Annotated in this window: 17 protein-coding genes and 1 pseudogene; 12 read left to right on the top strand and 6 right to left on the bottom strand. The window is 65.8% G+C overall.

Annotated elements, in window-relative coordinates; translation table 11 throughout:
* Positions 1-2: 2 nt before the first annotated feature.
* The 4 genes from ACQR1F_RS18185 to rpiA form a co-directional block, all read right to left on the bottom strand.
* Positions 3-761, bottom strand: a complete 759-nt coding sequence (locus ACQR1F_RS18185; RefSeq protein ID WP_434889845.1) for a DUF4336 domain-containing protein — start codon at positions 759-761, stop codon at positions 3-5.
* Between the two features lie 152 nt (positions 762-913).
* Positions 914-2299, bottom strand: a complete 1386-nt coding sequence (gor, locus tag ACQR1F_RS18180) for a glutathione-disulfide reductase (protein WP_434913577.1) — start codon at positions 2297-2299, stop codon at positions 914-916.
* 33 nt (positions 2300-2332) lie between these two features.
* Entirely contained in the window at positions 2333-2854 is a 522-nt protein-coding gene (locus ACQR1F_RS18175) for a DUF2059 domain-containing protein (protein WP_316216219.1), read from the bottom strand.
* Positions 2855-2902: 48 nt separating this feature from the next.
* Positions 2903-3595 carry a ribose-5-phosphate isomerase RpiA gene (gene rpiA / locus ACQR1F_RS18170; RefSeq protein WP_315803170.1) on the bottom strand — a complete coding sequence of 231 codons (693 nt, stop codon included), beginning with the start codon at positions 3593-3595 and terminating at the stop codon, positions 2903-2905.
* Positions 3596-3768: 173 nt separating this feature from the next.
* Here rpiA and ACQR1F_RS18165 point away from each other — a divergent pair, with 173 nt between their 5' ends.
* The 8 genes from ACQR1F_RS18165 to ACQR1F_RS18130 all read left to right on the top strand — a co-directional run bounded on the left by ACQR1F_RS18165 (position 3769) and on the right by ACQR1F_RS18130 (position 11948).
* Positions 3769-4455: an HAD-IA family hydrolase gene (locus ACQR1F_RS18165; protein WP_316237859.1), complete on the top strand. Its 687-nt coding sequence runs from the start codon at positions 3769-3771 to the stop codon at positions 4453-4455.
* A gap of 265 nt (positions 4456-4720) precedes the next feature.
* Positions 4721-5113 carry a hypothetical protein gene (locus ACQR1F_RS18160; RefSeq protein ID WP_315803169.1) on the top strand — a complete coding sequence of 131 codons (393 nt, stop codon included), beginning with the start codon at positions 4721-4723 and terminating at the stop codon, positions 5111-5113.
* A 222-nt stretch (positions 5114-5335) separates the two neighbouring features.
* Entirely contained in the window at positions 5336-6367 is a 1032-nt protein-coding gene (gene moaA, locus ACQR1F_RS18155) for a GTP 3',8-cyclase MoaA (RefSeq protein ID WP_434907827.1), read from the top strand.
* Positions 6368-6548: 181 nt separating this feature from the next.
* Positions 6549-7181, top strand: coding sequence for a DUF1326 domain-containing protein (locus ACQR1F_RS18150; RefSeq protein ID WP_434913576.1), 633 nt, complete (start codon positions 6549-6551; stop codon positions 7179-7181).
* A gap of 36 nt (positions 7182-7217) precedes the next feature.
* A complete protein-coding gene (locus ACQR1F_RS18145) occupies positions 7218-8039 on the top strand; it encodes a DUF2182 domain-containing protein (protein ID WP_434913575.1) in 822 nt (273 codons plus the stop codon).
* 136 nt (positions 8040-8175) lie between these two features.
* Entirely contained in the window at positions 8176-8853 is a 678-nt protein-coding gene (locus tag ACQR1F_RS18140; protein ID WP_434913574.1) for a spermidine synthase, read from the top strand.
* A gap of 228 nt (positions 8854-9081) precedes the next feature.
* Entirely contained in the window at positions 9082-9468 is a 387-nt protein-coding gene (locus tag ACQR1F_RS18135) for a nuclear transport factor 2 family protein (protein ID WP_315803067.1), read from the top strand.
* A gap of 218 nt (positions 9469-9686) precedes the next feature.
* Positions 9687-11948 carry a DUF2235 domain-containing protein gene (locus tag ACQR1F_RS18130; RefSeq protein ID WP_434913573.1) on the top strand — a complete coding sequence of 754 codons (2262 nt, stop codon included), beginning with the start codon at positions 9687-9689 and terminating at the stop codon, positions 11946-11948.
* 124 nt (positions 11949-12072) lie between these two features.
* On the opposite strand, the gene ACQR1F_RS18125 is transcribed toward ACQR1F_RS18130, so the two are convergent.
* Positions 12073-13842 (bottom strand): tannase/feruloyl esterase family alpha/beta hydrolase, encoded by a 1770-nt coding sequence (locus ACQR1F_RS18125; RefSeq protein WP_434889842.1) that lies wholly within the window; start codon positions 13840-13842, stop codon positions 12073-12075.
* A gap of 488 nt (positions 13843-14330) precedes the next feature.
* On the opposite strand from ACQR1F_RS18125, the pseudogene ACQR1F_RS18120 reads away from it, so the two are divergent.
* From ACQR1F_RS18120 to ACQR1F_RS18105, 4 genes and pseudogenes are all read left to right on the top strand, one after another.
* Positions 14331-14603 (top strand): annotated as a pseudogene (locus ACQR1F_RS18120) (hypothetical protein).
* Positions 14604-14838: 235 nt separating this feature from the next.
* Complete coding sequence (locus tag ACQR1F_RS18115) at positions 14839-15729, top strand: cation diffusion facilitator family transporter (RefSeq protein ID WP_434889841.1); 891 nt, start codon at positions 14839-14841, stop codon at positions 15727-15729.
* Between the two features lie 318 nt (positions 15730-16047).
* Positions 16048-16629, top strand: coding sequence for a TRAP transporter small permease subunit (locus ACQR1F_RS18110; protein WP_315803063.1), 582 nt, complete (start codon positions 16048-16050; stop codon positions 16627-16629).
* 23 nt (positions 16630-16652) lie between these two features.
* Positions 16653-18308 carry a TRAP transporter large permease gene (locus tag ACQR1F_RS18105; protein ID WP_434838964.1) on the top strand — a complete coding sequence of 552 codons (1656 nt, stop codon included), beginning with the start codon at positions 16653-16655 and terminating at the stop codon, positions 18306-18308.
* A gap of 96 nt (positions 18309-18404) precedes the next feature.
* Here the strand turns inward: ACQR1F_RS18105 and ACQR1F_RS18100 are convergent, their stop codons facing one another.
* A complete protein-coding gene (locus ACQR1F_RS18100) occupies positions 18405-19493 on the bottom strand; it encodes a TRAP transporter substrate-binding protein (RefSeq protein ID WP_434913572.1) in 1089 nt (362 codons plus the stop codon).
* Positions 19494-19510: the final 17 nt, after the last annotated feature.

Raw genomic sequence — 19510 nt, 5'->3', positions numbered from 1 at the left:
GTTCAAGGCCGCAACAGCCAGCGGAATGCCTCGCGCAGGATCTCGGTGCCGTCAGCCGGGTGCCAGGCGCCATGGGCGATCACGATCCGCTCGGGGTGCCACGCCAGCATGGTCTCGACCGCCGCCCGCAACTCGCGTCGGTGCCGCCAGGTAAATGTCAGCCGGAGATCGCGCGGCAGGCCGCCATGCGGCGGACCGACGCCCCCGATCCAGCTCAGGTAGCGCGCCAGGCCGGCGCCGATCTTGGCCGGCTCGAAATTCTCCATCAGATCGGTCAGGATCAGCGTGCGCGACGGGCGATGGAAGAACACGACCTCCGTCATATAGCTGCCGAGGACGGGCAAGGTCGCGATCTCATCATCCCAAGGATAGCCAGTGCTGCGATCCAGCGGCCTGCCCTCGAAGTCGATGCGGCCCTTCGCCTGCGCGCGAATGCCAGGTGCCAGATAGATCGCCGCGTCGGGAAAGGCCGCCTGCCAGTCGGGGATCCACCAATAGTGGATGCGATTCGGACCGATGATGTCGCGCACGCGGCCTTCCCGGTCGATCTCGGCCCGCAGCGCCGGCGTCAACGGCGTGGGCGAGTGGATGAACAGATCGCCGGAGGCGCAGCGCACCACGGTCATGCGGGTGGGAAACGGAAATTTCAGCCCGGGAATGCCGAAGCGGATCACGGGCCCGTCGACGATCCAGATGTTCTCGGCAACGGGCTTCAGGGTGTTGAGCGGCGGATAGGTCACAAGGCAATCATCCTGGGACATGCTGGTTGCTCTCCAACCGCCCGTTCACTGAACGGCTCCAAGATGGCAAGCCCGATCGGCCATGGTGTGGACCGTCGTCAGACCGTGAGCACTGGCCACCGCAGTCGCTACGGAGGCCGGCTGCGCACGAGCGCCAAGAAGCAGACGGCGTCCTACTCCGCCGCCTGCCGCACGTGGCGCTCGGTCACCGTGCGCATCGTCACCAGCTCCTCGGCAGCCGAGGGATGCAGCGCGATGGTGGCGTCGAAATCGGCCTTGGTCGCCTTCATCTTGATGGCGATGGCGACGGCCTGGGTGATCTCCGCAGCCATGTCGCCGACGATGTGGCAGCCGAGCACGCGGTCGCTGGTGCCGTCGACGACGAGCTTCATCAGCACGCGGGTGTCGCGGCCGGACATCGTCGCCTTGATCGGGCGGAAATTCGTCTTGTAGATGTCGACGCGGTCGTACAGCTCGCGCGCCTGGGTTTCCGTCAGGCCGACGGTGCCGACTTCAGGCTGGCAGAACACGGCGGTCGGAATGTCCGCGTGATCGACGCGCACGGTCTTGCCGCCGAACACGGTGTCGGCAAAGGCGTGGCCCTCGCGGATCGCAACCGGCGTCAGGTTGAAGCGATGGGTGACGTCGCCGATCGCGTAGATGCTCGGCACCGAGCTCTGCGAGAACGCGTCGACCGCGATGCCGCCGTTCCGGGGATTGATGGCGACGCCGGCCTTCTCCAGGCCGAGATTGGCCACCGCCGGATGGCGGCCGATCGCGAACATCACCTTGTCGGAGGCGATGCTGGAGCCGTTCGACAGATGGGTGGTGTAGTCCTGGCCGTGCTTGTCGACGCTGGTGACGGTGCATCCGGTAAGGATGGTGATGCCTTCCTTCTCCATCTCCGAGCGGACATGCTTGCGGACGTCCTCGTCGAAGCCGCGCAGGATGTTGTCGCCGCGATAGATCACGGTCACGTCGGAGCCGAAATTGGCGAAGATGCAGGCGAACTCGAGCGCGATGTAGCCGCCGCCCTGGATCACGATCCGGCGCGGCAGCTCGTCGAGATGAAACGCCTCGTTGGACGAGATGACGTGCTCGATGCCGGGAATCGGCGTGCCGTGGTTGGGCGCGCCGCCGGTCGCGATGAGAATGTACTTGGCGCGGATGGTCTCGCCGGTCGTCAGCCGCACGGTGTGGGCGTCCTCGAGCACCGCGCGGGTCTTGACGATCCTGGCGCCGGACTTCTCGACGTTGCTGGTGTAGGCCGCCTCGAGCCGCGCGATCTCCTTGTCCTTGTTCCTGATCAGCGTCGGCCAGTCGAAGGTCGCGGTCGGGATCGTCCAGCCGAAGCCCGCGGCGTCGGCGATCTCCTGGCGGACATGCGAGCCGATCACGAACAGCTTCTTGGGCACGCAGCCGCGGATCACGCAGGTGCCGCCCATGCGGTATTCCTCGGCGACAACAACGCGAGCGCCATAGCCGCTCGCGATGCGGGCGGCGCGCACGCCGCCCGAGCCGCCACCGATCACGAACAGGTCGACGTCGAATTCAGCCATCTCTCCCCCGACCTGGCCTTTCGGCCGCAAGCCTCAGATCGGCTTGTTGCGCTTGCGCATCTCGGCGCGGAACTGTGCGGTGACGGTGTCGGAGAACTCCGCCGCCCACAGGTTCATCGCCTGCATGCTCATCTGGATCGCCTTCGGCTCCGCCGCAAGCAGCTTCTGGCCGATGGCTGACTTGTAGAAAGCGACGAGGTTGGCGATCTCCTGGTCGGAGAACTCGTTGCAGTAGATCTGCGCCATCTTCTCGCCGATCTCCTTCTCCTTGCCGGCATAGGTCTGCGCGACCACCACGGCGACCTCGTCGAGGTCCTTCTGGTAGTTGAGATTGGACTGCAGCAGCGCCTGCTTGGTCTGCTGCACGATGCCGGGGACGGCATTGGCGTACATCGCAGCCGCGTTCTTCATCCCCAGAATCTCGCGCGCGCCGGCCATGCAGGCGGGCGAGGCCGGCTTCAGCGCCGGTGCCTGGCCCTGCGCCGCAACCGGGCTTGCCGAGGCCAGGGCCAGCACGAGTCCGGCGGCCGGCAAGATTCTGAACACGCTCTTCATTCCAAGTCTCCTGTGAGTTGCCGCCCTGAGCGCAGCCTCGTGCCGCGCTCAGGGCCGCTGGATAACGCGAATTCCCTGTGCGCCTGCCAGGATCGCCGTGCTGCCGAGGCCGATGAACAGCCCATGCTCGACCACGCCCGGAATTGCGCTCAAAAGGTCCGCCAGGCGCGGGGGATCCACGATCTCCCCAAGGCGGACGTCGATAATCCAGTGGCCGCCATCGGTGACGAAAACGTGGCCGTCTGCGGACTTGCGCAGGCTCATCGGCCCGGACACGCCGGCCGTGGCGAAGGCGTCACTCATCTCGCGCTGGGTCGCAGCGAGGCCGAACGGAACCACCTCGACCGGCAGCGGGTAGCGGCCGAGCCGCGCCACCCACTTGCTGTCGTCGGCGATCACGATCATGCGATCCGAGGCGCTGGCGACGATCTTCTCGCGCAGGAGCGCGCCGCCGCCGCCCTTGATCATATCGAGCGCCGGATCGATCTCGTCGGCGCCGTCGATGGTGATGTCCAGCCGGTCGATCTCGTCGAGCGTGGTCAGCGGCACGCCGCACGCCTGCGCCTGCGCGCGCGTCGCCTCCGAGGTCGGCACGCCCACGATCTTGAGGCCGGCGCGCACCTTTTCTCCGAGCAGATCGACGAAATGCTTCGCGGTCGAACCGGTGCCGAGACCGAGCTTCATGCCGCTCTCGACCTCCTCCAGCGCACGCGCCGCCGCCTGCCGCTTCAATGCATCCATGTCGACCAAGGAACCCGCCCTTCGCACCCAGGGCCCCCACAAGCCGGGGCCGAAAGCCGGCGCATATCTAGCGATGTTTTGACGCGGGGCCTAGCTCTCGCCGGCCACGAAATCGGACAAAAAGCCATTGCGAGGCTCTTGCACGGACGCGAGCCGGCCGCTAGCGGATACCGATGGCCATCTCCAGCACCATCGTCTTCGATCTCGACGGCACCCTGGTCGACACGGCGCCGGACCTCATCAACGCGCTGAACCACATCTTGCAGCGCGAAGGGCTGCGGCCGGTGCCATTGGCCTCGGCCCGCAAGATGATCGGGCACGGCGCGCGCAAGCTGCTCGAGCGCGGGCTGGAGGCGGAAGGCCGCTTCGCCAGTCCCTCCGACATGGAGCGGCTCACGGTCGACTTCATCGATTTCTACGCCGAGAACATCGCCATCGAATCGCGCCCCTTCGAGGGGCTGGAGGCGGCGCTCGACGAGCTCGCCGGCCGCGGCTGCCAGTTCGCGGTGTGCACCAACAAACTGGAATGGCTGTCCAGGCGGCTGCTCGACCAGCTCGGCCTGTCCTCCCGCTTCGCCGCGATCTGCGGCGCCGACACGTTCGGCGTTGCCAAGCCGGATCCGACGATCCTGCGCCAGACCATCGCGCAGGCCGGCGGCGAGGTCGGGGCCGCGATCATGGTCGGCGATGCCGGCACCGACGTCGGCGCCGCCCGCCGCGCCGGCGTGCCGGTGATCGGCTGCACCTTCGGCTATACCGACGTACCGATCGCGGAGCTCAATCCGGACCACCTGATTGACCACATGCGCGAGCTGCCGGCAGCCGTCACGGCCCTCAGCCCCTCGCTCAGGATCGCCTAGCCAACTTGCGATTCGACTGCCGCATCGCGCCCTAACTCCCTGCCCGATCGACCTGAATCCGCACCTTGGGGTGCGTTAACGTTCTGTTGAGAATAGGGTTGACCGCAGTTGCGCCGCTGTTCTGACGCTCCTATGGTCGCCCTGGGATTGCGGCCGATGGCCGCAGGGTTGTGGGGCGGACATCATGATGCGGCGTGTCATCGCAATTGCGGTTGCGGGAGCCGGCTTGGCCGGTTGCTCGTCCTTCTCCATGGACAGCTTCAAGATGGCCGCGCCCGAGGTACCCGTGCAGCTCGACTCCGTGCCGCCGGGCGCTGACGCCAAGACCTCGCTCGGACCGGGCTGCAAGACGCCCTGCACCGTCTCGGTGCCGGCGCCCGATGCGGGCTTCAGCGTCACCTTCACGATGGACAAGTACCAGCCCGCGACCATCCCGGTGCAGGTGATCCGCAACTCCGGCGATTTCAACACCTCGCCGCCGGTGGTGATGGATCCGAGCCCGGTCGTGGCCGAGCTGCAGCCGATGCCGGGTGCGCCGCCCAAGGCCGTCAAGCACATGCGGCCAAAGAAGCCGAAGCCGCCGAAATCCGCCGCTGCGCCGGAAGCACCGGCGACCACCGGGTCCGCCTTCCCCGCCCCTGCGCCGGGACGGCAATAACGGGCCATCGTCCCGCGCGTCCCTTGCCAAGGCGAAGCTGCATTGCAGCATCGACGTTTCAACGTCGATGATTGTGAGGCGCGGCGATCATGATTAGATTGTCCTGAGACCGACATCCGGCCGCGCTTGCGCGGCCGCCGCGTGGCATCGCCGCCACCTGGGCCGCCACCAGCCAAGGCTTGCATCAAGGCTTTCCATCACGGCTTTCCATCAAGGCTTTCCATGACCGCAGAGACGTTGAGTGACTCCGCCCTGACGCGCCCGATGACCGACCCGTTCGGCCGCCGCATCAGCTATCTGCGCGTCTCGGTGACCGACCGCTGCGACCTGCGCTGCTTCTACTGCATGTCCGAGGACATGACCTTCCTGCCGAAGGCCGACCTGCTGACGCTCGAAGAGCTCGACCGGCTGTGCTCGGCGTTCATCCACAAGGGCGTCAAGAAGCTCCGGCTCACCGGCGGCGAGCCGCTGGTCCGGCGCAACGTGATGGGTCTGGTACGCTCGTTGTCGCGGCACCTGAAGAGCGGCGCGCTCAGCGAGCTGACGATGACGACCAATGCGACGCAGCTCGCCAAATACGCCGCCGAGCTCGCCGATTGCGGCGTCCGCCGCATCAACGTCTCGCTCGACACGCTGGACCCGGACAAATTCCGCGCCATCACCCGCTGGGGCGACCTCGACCGCGTGCTGGCCGGCATCGAGGCGGCGCGCGCTGCGGGTCTCGCCGTGAAGATCAACGCGGTCGCGCTGAAGAACATGAACGAGGACGAGATCCCCGCGCTGATCGACTGGGCGCACGGCAAGGGCATGGCGCTGACCTTGATCGAGGTGATGCCGATGGGCGAGATCGGCGAAGGCCGCATCGACCAGTATCTGCCGCTGTCGCTGCTGCGCGGGCGTCTTGCCCAGACCTACACCATGACCGATCTCGACGAGACCACCGGCGGCCCCGCCCGCTACGTCCGCGTCGCGGAGACCGGCGGCACGATCGGCTTCATCACGCCGATGACGCATAATTTCTGCGAGAGCTGCAACCGCGTCCGCGTCACCTGCACCGGCACATTGCACACCTGCCTCGGCCACGAGGACGCCTCCGACCTGCGCAAGCCGCTGCGCGCCTCGGCCAGCGACGAGCAGCTGAGCGACGCGATCGACCGCGCCATCGGCCTGAAGCCGAAGGGCCACGACTTCATCATCGACCGCCGCCACAACCGCCCGAGCGTCAGCCGGCACATGAGCGTGACGGGCGGCTGACCGGAGTCCTCGACCACCGCGGCCTGCGACCGATCGCGGCCGGAGCCAGTCAGTGGGCCGGCCCCCTGACGTGGAGAGGAACAAATGACCGGCTTGCGGCACGTCCCGACGCGGCGTAGCTTTCAACCTGAGATCGTGCGTTCCAGAGCACGTTGTCGGTGAGACCTAGCGGGAGGCGGCGATGGCAGACCCAGTCGCTTGGCACCTGTCCGGTGACTATTTCGAGAATTGCAGCTGCAGCCTGCTGTGTCCGTGCCTGATGTCGGCCGCGCCTCCCCTGACCGCGCAGCCGACCGAGGGGTTCTGCAACGTGCCGCTGCTGTTCCACATCGACACCGGCCGGTATGGCGATGTCGCGCTTGACGGCCTCAACGCGGCGGTGATGCTCCATGCGCCCGGCGTGATGGCGGAGGGAGACTGGTCGATCGCCGCATACGTCGATCAGCGCGCCGACGATCCGCAGACCGAGGCGATGGCCGCGATCTTCACCGGCGCCGCCGGCGGCCCGATGGCTGCGTTCACGCCGCTGATCAGCACCAATCTCGGCGTGCGCAAAGCCGCCATCACCTTCCGGATCGACGGCAAGACGCGATCCGCCGAGATCGCCGACATCCTGCACATGTCCGTCGAACCGCTGCCGACCATGCATCCGAGCGGCGAGATGTGGGTGAACATCGGCCATCCCGTCAGCCCGGACAGGATGGCGCTCGCCGTCGGCGCAGCGGGCAACACCTACAATGATCACGGCATGCGCTGGGACAATTCCGGCAAGAACGGCCTGTACGCGTCGATCAGCTGGTCCAACCGGGCCTAGATCGACGTGACGCAAGGCCGGCAACCCGCCTTGCAGATGACCGGCAGCACCCTGGAAGCCGTGCTGCGGCGCGATCGCTGGATCGTCGGCGGCGCGATCGCAATCATGGTCGCCCTGTCATGGGCCTATGTTGTCTGGCTCGCCAACGACATGGACATGGGCGGCATGGACATGACCGGCTTCCGCATGATCCCGGCCGGCATCGGCATCATGTTGCCGGCCAGCGAGTCGTGGCGCGCAATCGAGTTTGCCTATGTGTTCCTGATGTGGGTGGTGATGATGGTCGGGATGATGGCGCCGTCGGCCGCGCCGATGATCCTGATGTACGCCCGTGTCGGTCGGCAGGGCCGCGCACAGGGCCAGCCTTTCGCTGCGACCGGCTGGTTTGCGGCCGGCTATCTGCTCGCCTGGAGCGGCTTTTCGCTGCTGGCGACCGTGCTGCAATGGGGTGTGGAGCGGACGGCCCTGCTGGATTCGCGGATGGCGATCGACAGCCACGTGCTCGGCGCCACCGTGCTGATCGCCGCGGGCGTCTATCAGTGGACACCGCTGAAGGGCGCCTGCCTCGTCCAATGCCAGTCGCCGCTCCTGTTCCTGATGCGCCACGGCGGCTTTCGCGGCGACCTGCGCGGGTGCCTGCTATTGGGCCTCCGGCACGGCGGCTATTGCGTCGGTTGCTGCTGGGCTCTGATGGCGCTGCTATTCGTCGGTGGCGTCATGAACGTAACGTGGATCGCCCTCCTGACCCTGCTCGTGCTGTTTGAGAAAGTCGCTCCGTTCGGACGATGGGTCGCGCGCGCGGCCGGGATCGCCTTCAGTGCCGCGGGCGTCTGGATGCTGGTGTCGCCACCGCAATGATGCGCGACGGCGCCATGCAGGCCGTCGCAACAGTGGCGTCGCCCTTGGTGCTGGATGCAGGCAATGTGGTAAGCAGCGGCCCAGCGCGACGACTCTGCCGCCTGACATAGCTTAATCCAACTGACGCGAGACGCCCGTGATTCCCTGGAAGCTGATCGACACCGCTGACGTCCCGGGCGGCGGCGAGCCGCTGCGGCTGATGCAGCGCGGCAAGGAGTTCTCGATCAAGCTCGGTTCGAACGAGCTGATGAACAGCCGGCTGCATGGATCCGAAGAGGCGCTGGCGACCCTGAGCTGCGCCCGCATCAAGGCCGCGCCCGCTCCGCGGCTGCTGATCGGCGGCCTCGGCATGGGCTTCACCTTGCGGGCCGCGCTGAAGGTGCTAGGTCCGCAGGCCCGCGTCACCGTCGCCGAGCTGGTGCCCGCGGTGATCGCCTGGGCCCACGGCCCGATGGCCGAGTTGTCCGGCGCAAGCCTTGCCGATCCACGCGTCGACATTCACGAGGGCGACGTCGTGAAGCTGATCGCCGCCGCGCGCGGCACCTATGATGCGATCCTGCTCGACGTCGACAACGGCCCGCAGGGACTGACGCGGCAATCCAACGACGCGCTGTATGATTCCTCGGGCTTGCGCACCGCCTTCACCGCCCTGCGCCGCGGCGGCGTGCTGGCAGTGTGGTCGTCACACCCGGATGACCGCTTCGCCCCGCGCCTGCGCAAGGCAGGCTTTGCCGCCGAGGAGATCAACATCCGCGCCACCGGCCGCGGCGGCGGCGCGCGCCACGTGATCTGGATCGCGACGCGGCCGGCGTGACGGCGGCAGCGTTGTTGCGCGGCGCCACTCACGCGGAGAGCTCGTTCCTTCGCATCTCCCGCCGTTCGCATCGGAGTGGTGACACGTCGGCCATCGTCCTATGATGCATCACGACTGCGAAGCCTGGGGATGCCCGCATCAACGCGCGAACGCCTTGAGGATGCGCCGTTCTCTGGCCTGTCGACGCACGCTCCGCAACCAGAGCGCGCACCTGAATGGGAGATTGCCATGGACGACCGCGCCACGCGCGCTGCCCTGCAGCACCATTGGGATGCATCGGACGCCAACGATTTCGACGCCGAGCACGCCATCTATCGCGACGATGCCGTGCTCGATTATCCGCAATCGGGCGAGCGTATCCGCAGCCGGCGCAACATTCAGGAAAGCCGCTTCGTCCAGCCCAACCACAAGCGCTTCACAGTGCAGCGGATCATCGGCGGCGGCGATCTCTGGGTCACTGAACTGGTCCTGACCTATGACGGCGTGCCCTCCTACGTGGTGAGCATCATGGAATTCCGCGACGGCAAAGTGGTGCATGAGACGCAATATTTCAGCGATCCCTTCGACCGGGCGCCCTCGCGCGCACATCTCGTCGAGCACATCAACCCCGCCTGAAGGGCGATGAACGGCGACGGCAACCGCATTTCGGTGATGTCGGCATTTCGGTGGCAGCGCAGTGCATTTTCGTCCTCGGGTCGCCGCGTCGCTGCAGCGGCGTCCCGCATCCTCCGGCCACGCCGCCGAAAGCCTCACACCATCTCAGGTTGCTTTCCCGATCGTCCGTATTACGCTCCCGGCTCTCGACCGGGGGAATGTCGAGCGGGGTCCTTTGCATGGCGAGTCCCAAGATCATCATCCTGTCCGACGGGACCGGCAACGCCGCGTCGAGCGTGTGGCGGACCAACGTCTGGCGCATGTTCCAGGCGCTCGACCTGCAGAGCAATGCCCAGGCGGCCAAGTACGACGACGGCGTCGGCACATCGTCGTTCGTCCCTCTCGCCCTGCTCGGCGGCGCGTTCGGCTTCGGTCTCAAGCGCAACATCCTCGACGCCTACAAGTTCGTCTGTCGCAACTACGACCACGAGCATGGCTCGAAGATCTATCTGTTCGGCTTCAGCCGCGGCGCCTTCACCGTGCGGGTGCTGGCCGCGCTGATGCTCGACCAGGGCCTGATCGTTGCCGGCACCGAGGCCGAGCTGCACGATGGCGCCGTGAAGGCCTATCGCGCCTATCGCGCCAAGGGCTACCATTCGATCTGGCGGATCGAGGTGCCGTTCCGCTGGCTTCGCGATCATGTGCTGGTGCCGGTGATCGACCGCATCATGGGCCGCAAATCTCTCGACCTCCTCGAGCGAAAACGCCTCCCGGCGATCGAGTTCATCGGGCTGTGGGACACCGTCGCCGCCTACGGACTGCCGATCGACGAGATGACGCGAGGCATCTCCAACTGGGTGTGGCCGCTCGAGCTGCCCAATCGCGTGCTCAACCCGCGGGTGACATGCGCGCGCCACGCGCTCGCGCTCGACGACGAGAGGACGACCTTCCATCCGGTGCTCTGGACCGAGGCGGGCGAGACCAAGCCGCAGGATGCCAGGACGATCGATGACGAACGGCTGGTTCAGGTCTGGTTCGTCGGCATGCACGGCAATGTCGGCGGCGGCTATCCGGACGATTCCGTCTCCTTCGTCCCCCTGACCTGGCTGGTCGGCGAGGCCGTCAAGCGCGGCCTGATCTTCAAGTCCGCGCCCGAAGCCGATCCGGATGCGATCAGGTCGATCGTCACGTCCCAGGACAAGGACGGACGCCTGTACAACTCGCGCTCCGGGCTCGGCTCCTATTATCGGTACGGCCCGCGCAAGGTGTCAGACCTCTGCAACGACCCGGCCGCGGGCGTGCAGGTGCCGATGCCGAAGATTCACGAAAGCGTCTTCGACCGCATCGACAGCGGCTGCAACGCCTACGCGCCCATCGGGCTGCCCGACAACTACCTGATCGTCCGCTACGACGGCACGCTGACGCCGCTCGGGCCGACCACGTTCGAGACGCCGGCCGGCGCGGCCGCCCGGTTCGCGGCCCAGGAGAAGCTGTGGAATCTGGTGTGGTTCAGGCGCCTCGCCTATTTCGCAACGCTGGCGGCCTCCCTCCACCTCGCGGCCTTCTGGCTGTTCCACGACCTCAATCGCACGCACGAATACGACTCTCCCATCAGGATGGTCTCCGAAGCGGTCCGGCTGGTCGAATCGTTCCTGCCGAACTCCCTGCACTGGTGGACGGACTGGTACGCCGCCAATCCCGAATGGTTCGCCCTCGGGATCATCATCCTGGTCGTGCTGACCGCGCTCGGGACAGGCCTCAGCGACCGCATCGGCGACCGGATGCGCGTAATCTGGCGCGAACGGGCATCACCCCCGATGCCGTCTGGCCTGGTGCATCGGACCATCTACGCGCTCCGGACCCATCGCGCCTATCAGTTCGTCATCAGGAACGGCAAGCGGCATGTGGGCCCGTTCTTCCTCGCTGTCGGCACCGTCTGGCTTGCGGCCACGCTGATCAGTCACTTCCTGTTCAACGCCGCGGACTCGATGGGCGCCTTCTGCCATGGTACCCCTGCCCGCGAGCTCGTCGCGGTCGACAAGGGCATTCCGCAGGATGCCCGGGATTTCTCGACCGACGCGGTCTGCGCGCCCACCGGCTTGAGCGTCCGTCCCGGGTTCTCCTACGAGATCATCGTCACAATGACCGATCCGTGGGAGGACGCCGGGCGGCCGGTCACGCCCGCCGGCTATCGCACCTCGACGGTCCAGGGCTATGCCCGCTCGACGTTCTACGCGGGCATCCTGCTGCGCCGCGTTCTGTTCCGGCCGTGGTATCGGCTGATCGCCAGGGTCGGCGAGACCGGCGTCGACGAATATTTCCTCGACCCCGTTCCCGCCCCCAACACGACACCTCAAGCCTACAAGGCACGCTTCAAGGCCGACCGCGGCGGCGAGCTGTTCCTCTATGTCAACGACGCGGTGATCGGGCTGCCCTGGATGTACGATGCATTCTATCCGAACAACACCGGCAAGGCGAAGGTGAGCGTCAGGCTGCTGTGAATCACCATCGCCGACGGTGTGGACCGGCGTATCGACATCGCGACGTCGATCGCGGTTCTCTGATGCAGGGACGAGGTCATCATCGATTGTCGGCGAGCCGCTTCGCTGTGTTCAAACACCTGCCTCACTGCTCGTCGTGCGGACCGTGGTCATGACGGTGCCCACCCTCGACGCAAGAGAAGCTCGCCGCGTCGTCGGTGCTGCCGCGGCCGTTGTATCGCGCGATCTTCGGGAACACACAGAGCGGCCGCGTCATCTGCACATCGGGCGCCGTGTCGTTGACGTACTTGGTCGCGACGACGGACCCCGGCGGCGTGCCGTTCTCGACCCAGTCTTGGAGCGCCGGAAGGAAGACGAACGCGTTGGGGCCAGGTCCGCCGCCGCAGTGATACATGCCCGGCACCATGTACAGGCGGGCGTAGCTCAGGGTTCGCTGCAGCCCGGCTCGCACGTGATCGCCGCCGAACCGATCTTCCGCGACGTCAGCACCGACCTGCGCTTCGTCTCCTCGCCGCGTCGCGAAGGACGGGCTGTCGAATTTCACAAGCGAGTTGAAGTAGTCGATCGTGTTCTGCGGCATCACAAGCTCATCGGCCCACCCCTGATACATGATGAGCCGGCCGCCGCGTTCCCGGAAGGCCGTGAGATCCGGGCTGGTGGCGTTCAGCGGCTCGGCCAGCATGGCCTCCACAGCCGGCAGGTCGCGATGGATGTCGAAGTTCGTGTAGTTCACGGCACTGCCGGGCTGCCCGAAGGTCGGACCATAGACCCAATAAAGGGGGCCATCGAACAGCGGCTCGGGAAGCTGCTGCTTGAGCATGATCCCCTTCGCTGACAGGTCCTCGGTCTCGCTGCCGGGCGCAAAGCCCGGGACGATCCTTTCACCGGTCACCGGGTCGACCGTGCCGGCATAATAGTTCTGCATCGTCGTGACCTGTTCCTCGGTCAGGCATGCCGGTGGCACGTCGCCGCCGGTGCATTGCAGGACTTTAGGATCGAACCGGCAGCGCCGCGGATTGTTCAGGAACTGGTCCGTTGCGACTCCGCCATCCCGCCCAGCGCATTGCGCCAGGACGGCCTTGTTGATCAGCGACATCTGACCGGCTTGCATCTGCCGCCCCGGCGTCGCATGCGTGTTGCGCCATCCGAGCGGCGTCGTCGCATACAGGTGTGTGCGATTGTAGGCCGGCGCGCCGACCAGGATGCCGTCATAGTCCTCGGGATAGCGTTGCGCCTCCATCAGTCCGCTGTGGCCTCCGGTGGAGCAGCCGAAGAAATAGGCCCTGGTCGCGCTCTGCTGATAGTATGCTTGTACGATCTCCTTGGCCCGCAGCGTCATCAGGTGGACCGCGCGATGGCCGAAATCAGTGATCCGCTCGGGATGCCCGTAGAGCCCGAGGCTCGGGGTCGCCTTGTCGCCGAGAGCGATCGCGAACGCGTTGCCCTTGTTGCCGTCCGATCCGCAGTAGTGCACGGTGCATCCGGAGGTCCCGGTTCCCAGACCGGTGTAGGCAACAGCGTAACCGGCCTTGAGGCGGAACGCGAGGCCGCCATAGTCGTAGTAGCCGCCGAATCCGCCACTGCCGAGGCCGAGAAACCGCCCGCTCCACGTCGACGCCGGCAGCCAGACCTCGATCTTGATCGCCGAATCCACGGTCGGCGCGATCGTCGCGGCGACGCGGCAGAACGCCGGCAGGCCCGTGATGTCTTGCGCCGGATTGCTCCCGGGAACGGTGAAGACGCCGCTCGTGATGTCGGTCGCCAGCGTGATGGTGGTATGCTCGAGCGCGAGCGTCTGCAGGTTGCTGCACGGTGTTGCCGCACACGGCGTCGCGATCTCCGCGATCGCGGTCAGGCCTCCCAGGATCAAGCCGAAAAGACGCAACCCAAGCATGTCCGAGTCCCCGCTTCCCCGTCTGAGCCGACGGCGCATGTGGGCCGCCCCACAACATAAGGTCGCATCAGAATGTGAAGCCCGGAAGAACGTCACCGCTCAAGCCGAGCCGGTCTGCAAATATCTTCGCGTCGCGTGCCCGCGTTTTGGGAAACGATGTGCGGATCGGCCGAGCACAGACCGTTCGCTCAGCTTCGCCACCGGCATGTCAGGGATCCCGCCGCGGAGACCTTGCGCGATCGTCCGCGTCGCAGCCGACATCGACCAGCGAGCCACCGCGGGCCTGCGCTGGCGTCGCTGCGCCCTGACGAAATCTCGCGTCCATCGTTGCCGACACTGCATCGCATCAACACAAGCTGCGTCTGGCGTGCCGGAACCCCGACCAGTCGACCGAGTTGCAAACGCGGAGAGCGTCGAACGATGAGGACAAGATCTCCTCATCGCCCCCTCGCTCCCCTTTTGGCTGTTCTTGGAAAAGAGAGGCGACGATGAAAGCACCCCTTCTTCTTGCCGGCGCAGTGATCATCGGATCGGTCGCGCCAGTGCTTGCTGACGAATACTACATCGTGTAGGGACCGAGCCATCGCTGCACCATCACCACCACACGCCCCGCCGACCGCGAGGTCGTCACGCAGATCGGACCGATGGCGTTCACCAGCCGCGTGGAAGCCGAGGACCGCATCCGCCAGACCAAGGTCTGCGAGGACGAGGGCACGGTCGGCAGCTCCACCAGCACCACCACGGTCATCAAAGAGAAGTAGTCCGCGGCGTCATTCCTGTTGGCGTTTGCCGACAAGGTCGCGCCCATGTCCGTGGGCGCGACCTTTCTGTTTTCCACAGATCACTTCTCCATCGGAGCGACACCGCCGCTATAGGCGGTCTCGACGGCCATAAAAACCGGGGGCATCAGCTCCTTCCCGACACCGAACCGCTTCCACCCTGGTTGCGTTCCGCCGCAGCGTTGAGTACCCCAGCGCGGGATCGGATCAGGACATCATGGCCTCGCAATCGCTCAAGCTCGCCATCGGCAGCCTCGTGGTCGGAACGATCGTGCTCGGCCTGAAATATCTTGCCTATCGGATCACCGGCTCGGTCGCGCTCTACTCCGATGCCGTCGAGAGCATCGTCAACGTCGTCACCGCCGTGGTCGCGCTCGGCGCGGTGCGCATCGCCGCCAAGCCCGCGGATGCCAACCATCCGTTCGGCCACCACAAGGTCGAGTACTTCAGCGCGGTGATCGAGGGCGTCATGATCGTCGTGGCGGCGCTGCTCATCATCCATGAGGCCTACGGGAATTTCTTCAATGCGCGCGCGTTTTCGGCGCCTGCGGAAGGCCTCGCGGTGAACGCGCTGGCGAGCGCGATCAATGCGGTCTGGTGCTGGCTGTTGATCACGCGCGGCAAGCGGCTGCGATCGCCGGCGCTGGTGGCGGACGGCCGGCACCTGCTGACGGACGTCGTGTCCTCGGGCGGCGTCGTGGTCGGCCTCGGCCTCGCGGTGATGTTGCAGTTGCCGATCCTCGATCCGGCGCTGGCGGTGCTGGTCGCGGTGAACATCCTGTGGTCGGGATGGCAGGTGCTGAAGGAATCCACCAGCGGGCTGATGGATGAGGCGGTCTCCGACACCACGCTTGCGCGCATCCGCCAGATCATCAGCGCGCATGCCGACGGGGCGCTGGAGGCGCACGACGTCCGGACCCGCCATGCCGGCAAGCTGACCTTCATCGAGTTCCACCTCGTGGTGCCCGGAGAGATGTCGGTCAACCAGGCGCACGAGATCTGCGACCGGATCGAGGCGGCCTTGCGCGAGGACGACGAGCACAGCTGGATCACCATCCACGTCGAACCCGAAAACAAAGCCAAGCATTCCGGCGTGGTGGTGCTGTAAGACCGCCTCGCGCAGGACGCGCTCGGTCGGCCGCATTCGCGCGCCCTCCGCCCTCGGACGCCGCCCGTTCAGCTCCCGGCACCGGCCGCCGATCGCCCGGCTCCGGCAACCGGAGACGGCTGTGGCGCGGCGTCGCCACTCCCGCAACATGTTGCGGCAACGCCCCTTTTTGCCCATTTTTCCGATTGACGGCAACACGAGGCGCTGAAATGGTGCCCTCGTTTTTTGAGCCTGCCGGGCCGGATAGGCCGTTGCGCCATGTGCTGCGCAGCCAGAACGGGCCATGGGACGTCGCAAGACATTTGGGGGAGGATTGCGTTGCAAGCGTTGCTGAAATTGAGCCGTGGGATCGATGCGTTCACGACCTGGACCGGCAAGCGGCTGGCGTGGCTGATCCTGCTGGCCGTCATCATTTCCACGATCAACGCCATCGTCCGCAAGACGCTCGACACCTCGTCGAACTCCTGGCTCGAGCTACAGTGGGTGCTGTTCTCAGCGGTCTTCCTGCTGTGCTCGCCGTGGACGCTGCTCGACAACGAGCACATCCGCATCGACATCGTCAACGCCATGATGCCCAAATGGCTGCGTGACACCATCGACGTCGTCGGCCACGTGCTCTTCCTGATTCCGCTCTGCGTCGTGATGATCATCACCAGCGTGCCGTTCTTCCTGCGCTCGTTCGAAATCAACGAACAGTCGAGCAATGCCGGCGGCCTGCCGCAATGGCCGGCGAAATCGCTCATCATGATCGGCTTCGTGTTCCTGCTGGCGCAGGCCATCTCCGAGCTGATCAAGCGCATCGCCGTGATGCGCGGGCTCATCCCTGATCCCCACGCTGCGAAATCCCACGGGATCGAGGCCGAGGTCGAGCACCTCGTCGAAGCGATCGAAAAGAAGTAAGCGGCGGGCTGGGGGATACTTCAATGACAGCTTTTCTGATCGCCAACATGGCGCCGATCATGTTCGGCTCGCTGGTCGTGATGCTGCTGCTCGGCTATCCGGCAGCCTTCTCGCTCGGCGCCGTCGGCCTGTTCTACGCCCTCGTCGGTATCGAGCTCGGCGAATTCCGGCCGGACTTCCTGCAGGCGCTACCGGAACGCGTCTACGGCGTGATGAACAACGACACGCTGCTGGCGATTCCGTTCTTCACCTTCATGGGCCTGGTGCTGGAAAGATCCGGCATGGCCGAGGACCTGTTGGACACCATCGGACAGCTGTTCGGCACCATCCGTGGCGGCCTTGCTTATGCGGTCGTGTTCGTCGGCGCGCTGCTCGCGGCCACCACCGGCGTGGTCGCCGCCTCGGTGATCTCGATGGGCTTGATCTCGCTGCCGATCATGCTGCGCTACGGCTACGACCGCCGGCTTGCCTCGGGCATCATCGCCGCCTCCGGCACGCTCGCGCAGATCATCCCGCCGTCGCTGGTCCTGATCGTCATGGCCGACCAGCTCGGCAAGTCCGTCGGCGACATGTACGAGGGCGCCTTCATCCCCGGCCTCGTGCTGTCGGCGATCTATGCCGGCTACGCCTTCCTGACCAGCATGATCTTTCCGAAATCGGCGCCCGGCCTGCCGGCCGATGCGATCGGCTTTCGCGAGGACTCGGGCGACCGCGGCCTGAAATCGCTGGGCGTGCTGTTTCTGGCGAGCTGCGTGTTCGGCTGGTTCATGATGCGCGGATCGGAATATCACGGCGCCGACTTCGTCGTGCTGAGCATGTTCTACGGCATCGTGTTCGCCTTCGCCGTCGCGGTCGTGAACTGGGTGCTAGAGCGCACCACCGGATACCGCTTCCTGTCCCGCATGGCGCAGCAGACCACCTTCGTGATGGTGCCGCCGCTGTTCCTGATCTTCCTGGTGCTGGGCACGATCTTCATCGGCCTCGCGACCCCGACCGAGGGCGGCGCGATGGGCGCTGCCGGCGCGATCATCCTCGGCGCGATCAAGCGGCGGCTGAGCTTCGACCTGGTCCGCCAGGCGGTCGAGTCCACCGCAAAACTGTCGGCCTTCGTGGTCTTCATCCTGGTCGGCGCGCGCGTGTTCTCGCTGACCTTCTACGGCGTCAACGGCCACGTCTGGGTCGAGCACCTATTGACGTCACTGCCCGGCGGTCAGGTCGGCTTCCTGATCTTCGTCAACGTCTTCGTGTTCGTGCTGGCGTTCTTCCTCGACTTCTTCGAGCTCGCCTTCATCATCATCCCGCTGCTGGGGCCCGCGGCCGAAAAGCTCGGCATCGACCTGATCTGGTTCGGCGTCATCCTCGGCGTCAACATGCAGACCTCGTTCATGCATCCGCCGTTCGGCTTCGCGCTGTTCTATCTACGCTCGGTGGCGCCGAAGGAGTCCTATCTCGACCGCGTCACCGGCAAGCGGATGGAGCCGGTGACGACGGGACAGATCTACTGGGGCGCGGTGCCGTTCGTGGTGATCCAGATGATCATGGTGCTCCTGGTGATCCTGTTCCCGTCGATGGTCATGCACTACAAGGGCGCCGCCTCGACCGTCGATCCGAACTCGATCAAGATCGAGATTCCGCAGATCGATGCGCCGCCGCTCGACTTCGGCCCGCCGAAATTCTGATGGCGCAGATGCTCCATCGTCGCGACAATGAAAAACCCCGGCGCGCTGCGCCGGGGTTTTGTTTTGTCTGGCTCCTGGAGCGATACGGCGCCTGCCTCAGCTCTGCGAGTTGCGCGCCATGAAGGCGTCGTAGCCGATCTCGGCGACCTGGAACCAGGCGTAGCCATTGCCGGCGAAGGCGGACAGCGACTCGTAGGTCTTCTTGAAGTCGGGGTTGGTGGCCGCGACCTCGCTGTGCAGCTCGCGGGCGGCCTTCAGGCATGCCTGCATGATCTCCGGCGAGAACGCATGCAGCTTGGCACCGGCGGCGAGCAGCCGGCGCAGCGCCGCCGGATTGCTCTGGTCGTACTTCGCCATCATCCAGTTGTTGGCATAATGGCCGGCGTGCTCGAGGATCTTCTGATAGTTCTTGGGCAGCGCATTCCAGCGATCCTGGTTGACGAAGGAGAGCAGTATCGGTCCGCCCTCCCACCAGCCCGGATAGTAGTAATGGGGCGCGACCTTGACGAAGCCGAGCTTCTCGTCGTCGTAGGGTCCGACCCACTCGGCCGCATCGATCGTGCCCTTCTCCAGCGCTGGATAGATGTCGCCGCCGGCGATCTGCTGCGGCACCGCGCCGAGCTTCTGCAACACGCGGCCGGCAAAGCCACCGATGCGGAATTTCAGCCCCTTGAGATCGTTGACGCCGGTGAGCTCCTTGCGGAACCAGCCGCCCATCTGGCAACCGGTGTTGCCGGCAAGCAGCGAGACGACATTGTACTTCGTGTAGAACTCGTTGAGGATCTCGCGTCCTCCGCCGAGCATATACCAGGCCTGGTTGATGCGCATGTTCGGCCCGAACGGGACCGACGAGCCGAAGGTGAACGTCGGGTCCTTGCCGAAGTAGTAGTACGACGCGGTGTGGCCGATTTCGACGGTGCCGTTCTGCACGGCGTCGAGGACCTGCAGGCCGGGGACGATTTCGCCGGCGGCAAACGGCTGGATCTGGAATTTGTTGTCGGTGGCCTCGCCGACCACCTTGGCCATGATCTCGGCGCCGCCATACAAGGTGTCGAGCGATTTCGGCCAGCTCGTCGGCATGCGCCATTTCAGCTCCGGCATCGATTGTGCGATGGCCGGTGCTGCGATCGCGGCCGCGCCAGCGGCGCCAAGCCCAGTCACCTTGATGAAGTCTCTCCGCTTCATAGTTCTTCCCTCCCTGG

The sequence above is a fragment of the Bradyrhizobium sp. HKCCYLS3013 genome, from assembly GCF_051167615.1.
GTDB lineage: Bacteria > Pseudomonadota > Alphaproteobacteria > Rhizobiales > Xanthobacteraceae > Bradyrhizobium.
The sequence above is the reverse complement of the archived record's forward strand: the minus strand, read 5'-3'. Positions and strand labels throughout refer to the sequence as shown.

Coding starts and splice junctions, on each gene's coding strand:
- ACQR1F_RS18100 (WP_434913572.1), bottom strand. CDS start 19,493: ATGAAGCGGAGAGACTTCATCAAGGTGACTGGGCTTGGCGCCGCTGGC.
- rpiA (WP_315803170.1), bottom strand. CDS start 3,595: ATGGATGCATTGAAGCGGCAGGCGGCGGCGCGTGCGCTGGAGGAGGTC.
- gor (WP_434913577.1), bottom strand. CDS start 2,299: ATGGCTGAATTCGACGTCGACCTGTTCGTGATCGGTGGCGGCTCGGGC.
- ACQR1F_RS18145 (WP_434913575.1), top strand. CDS start 7,218: ATGACCGGCAGCACCCTGGAAGCCGTGCTGCGGCGCGATCGCTGGATC.
- ACQR1F_RS18175 (WP_316216219.1), bottom strand. CDS start 2,854: ATGAAGAGCGTGTTCAGAATCTTGCCGGCCGCCGGACTCGTGCTGGCC.
- ACQR1F_RS18105 (WP_434838964.1), top strand. CDS start 16,653: ATGACAGCTTTTCTGATCGCCAACATGGCGCCGATCATGTTCGGCTCG.
- ACQR1F_RS18130 (WP_434913573.1), top strand. CDS start 9,687: ATGGCGAGTCCCAAGATCATCATCCTGTCCGACGGGACCGGCAACGCC.
- ACQR1F_RS18125 (WP_434889842.1), bottom strand. CDS start 13,842: ATGCTTGGGTTGCGTCTTTTCGGCTTGATCCTGGGAGGCCTGACCGCG.
- ACQR1F_RS18165 (WP_316237859.1), top strand. CDS start 3,769: ATGGCCATCTCCAGCACCATCGTCTTCGATCTCGACGGCACCCTGGTC.
- moaA (WP_434907827.1), top strand. CDS start 5,336: ATGACCGCAGAGACGTTGAGTGACTCCGCCCTGACGCGCCCGATGACC.
- ACQR1F_RS18150 (WP_434913576.1), top strand. CDS start 6,549: ATGGCAGACCCAGTCGCTTGGCACCTGTCCGGTGACTATTTCGAGAAT.
- ACQR1F_RS18115 (WP_434889841.1), top strand. CDS start 14,839: ATGGCCTCGCAATCGCTCAAGCTCGCCATCGGCAGCCTCGTGGTCGGA.
- ACQR1F_RS18185 (WP_434889845.1), bottom strand. CDS start 761: ATGTCCCAGGATGATTGCCTTGTGACCTATCCGCCGCTCAACACCCTG.
- ACQR1F_RS18160 (WP_315803169.1), top strand. CDS start 4,721: ATGGCCGCGCCCGAGGTACCCGTGCAGCTCGACTCCGTGCCGCCGGGC.
- ACQR1F_RS18135 (WP_315803067.1), top strand. CDS start 9,082: ATGGACGACCGCGCCACGCGCGCTGCCCTGCAGCACCATTGGGATGCA.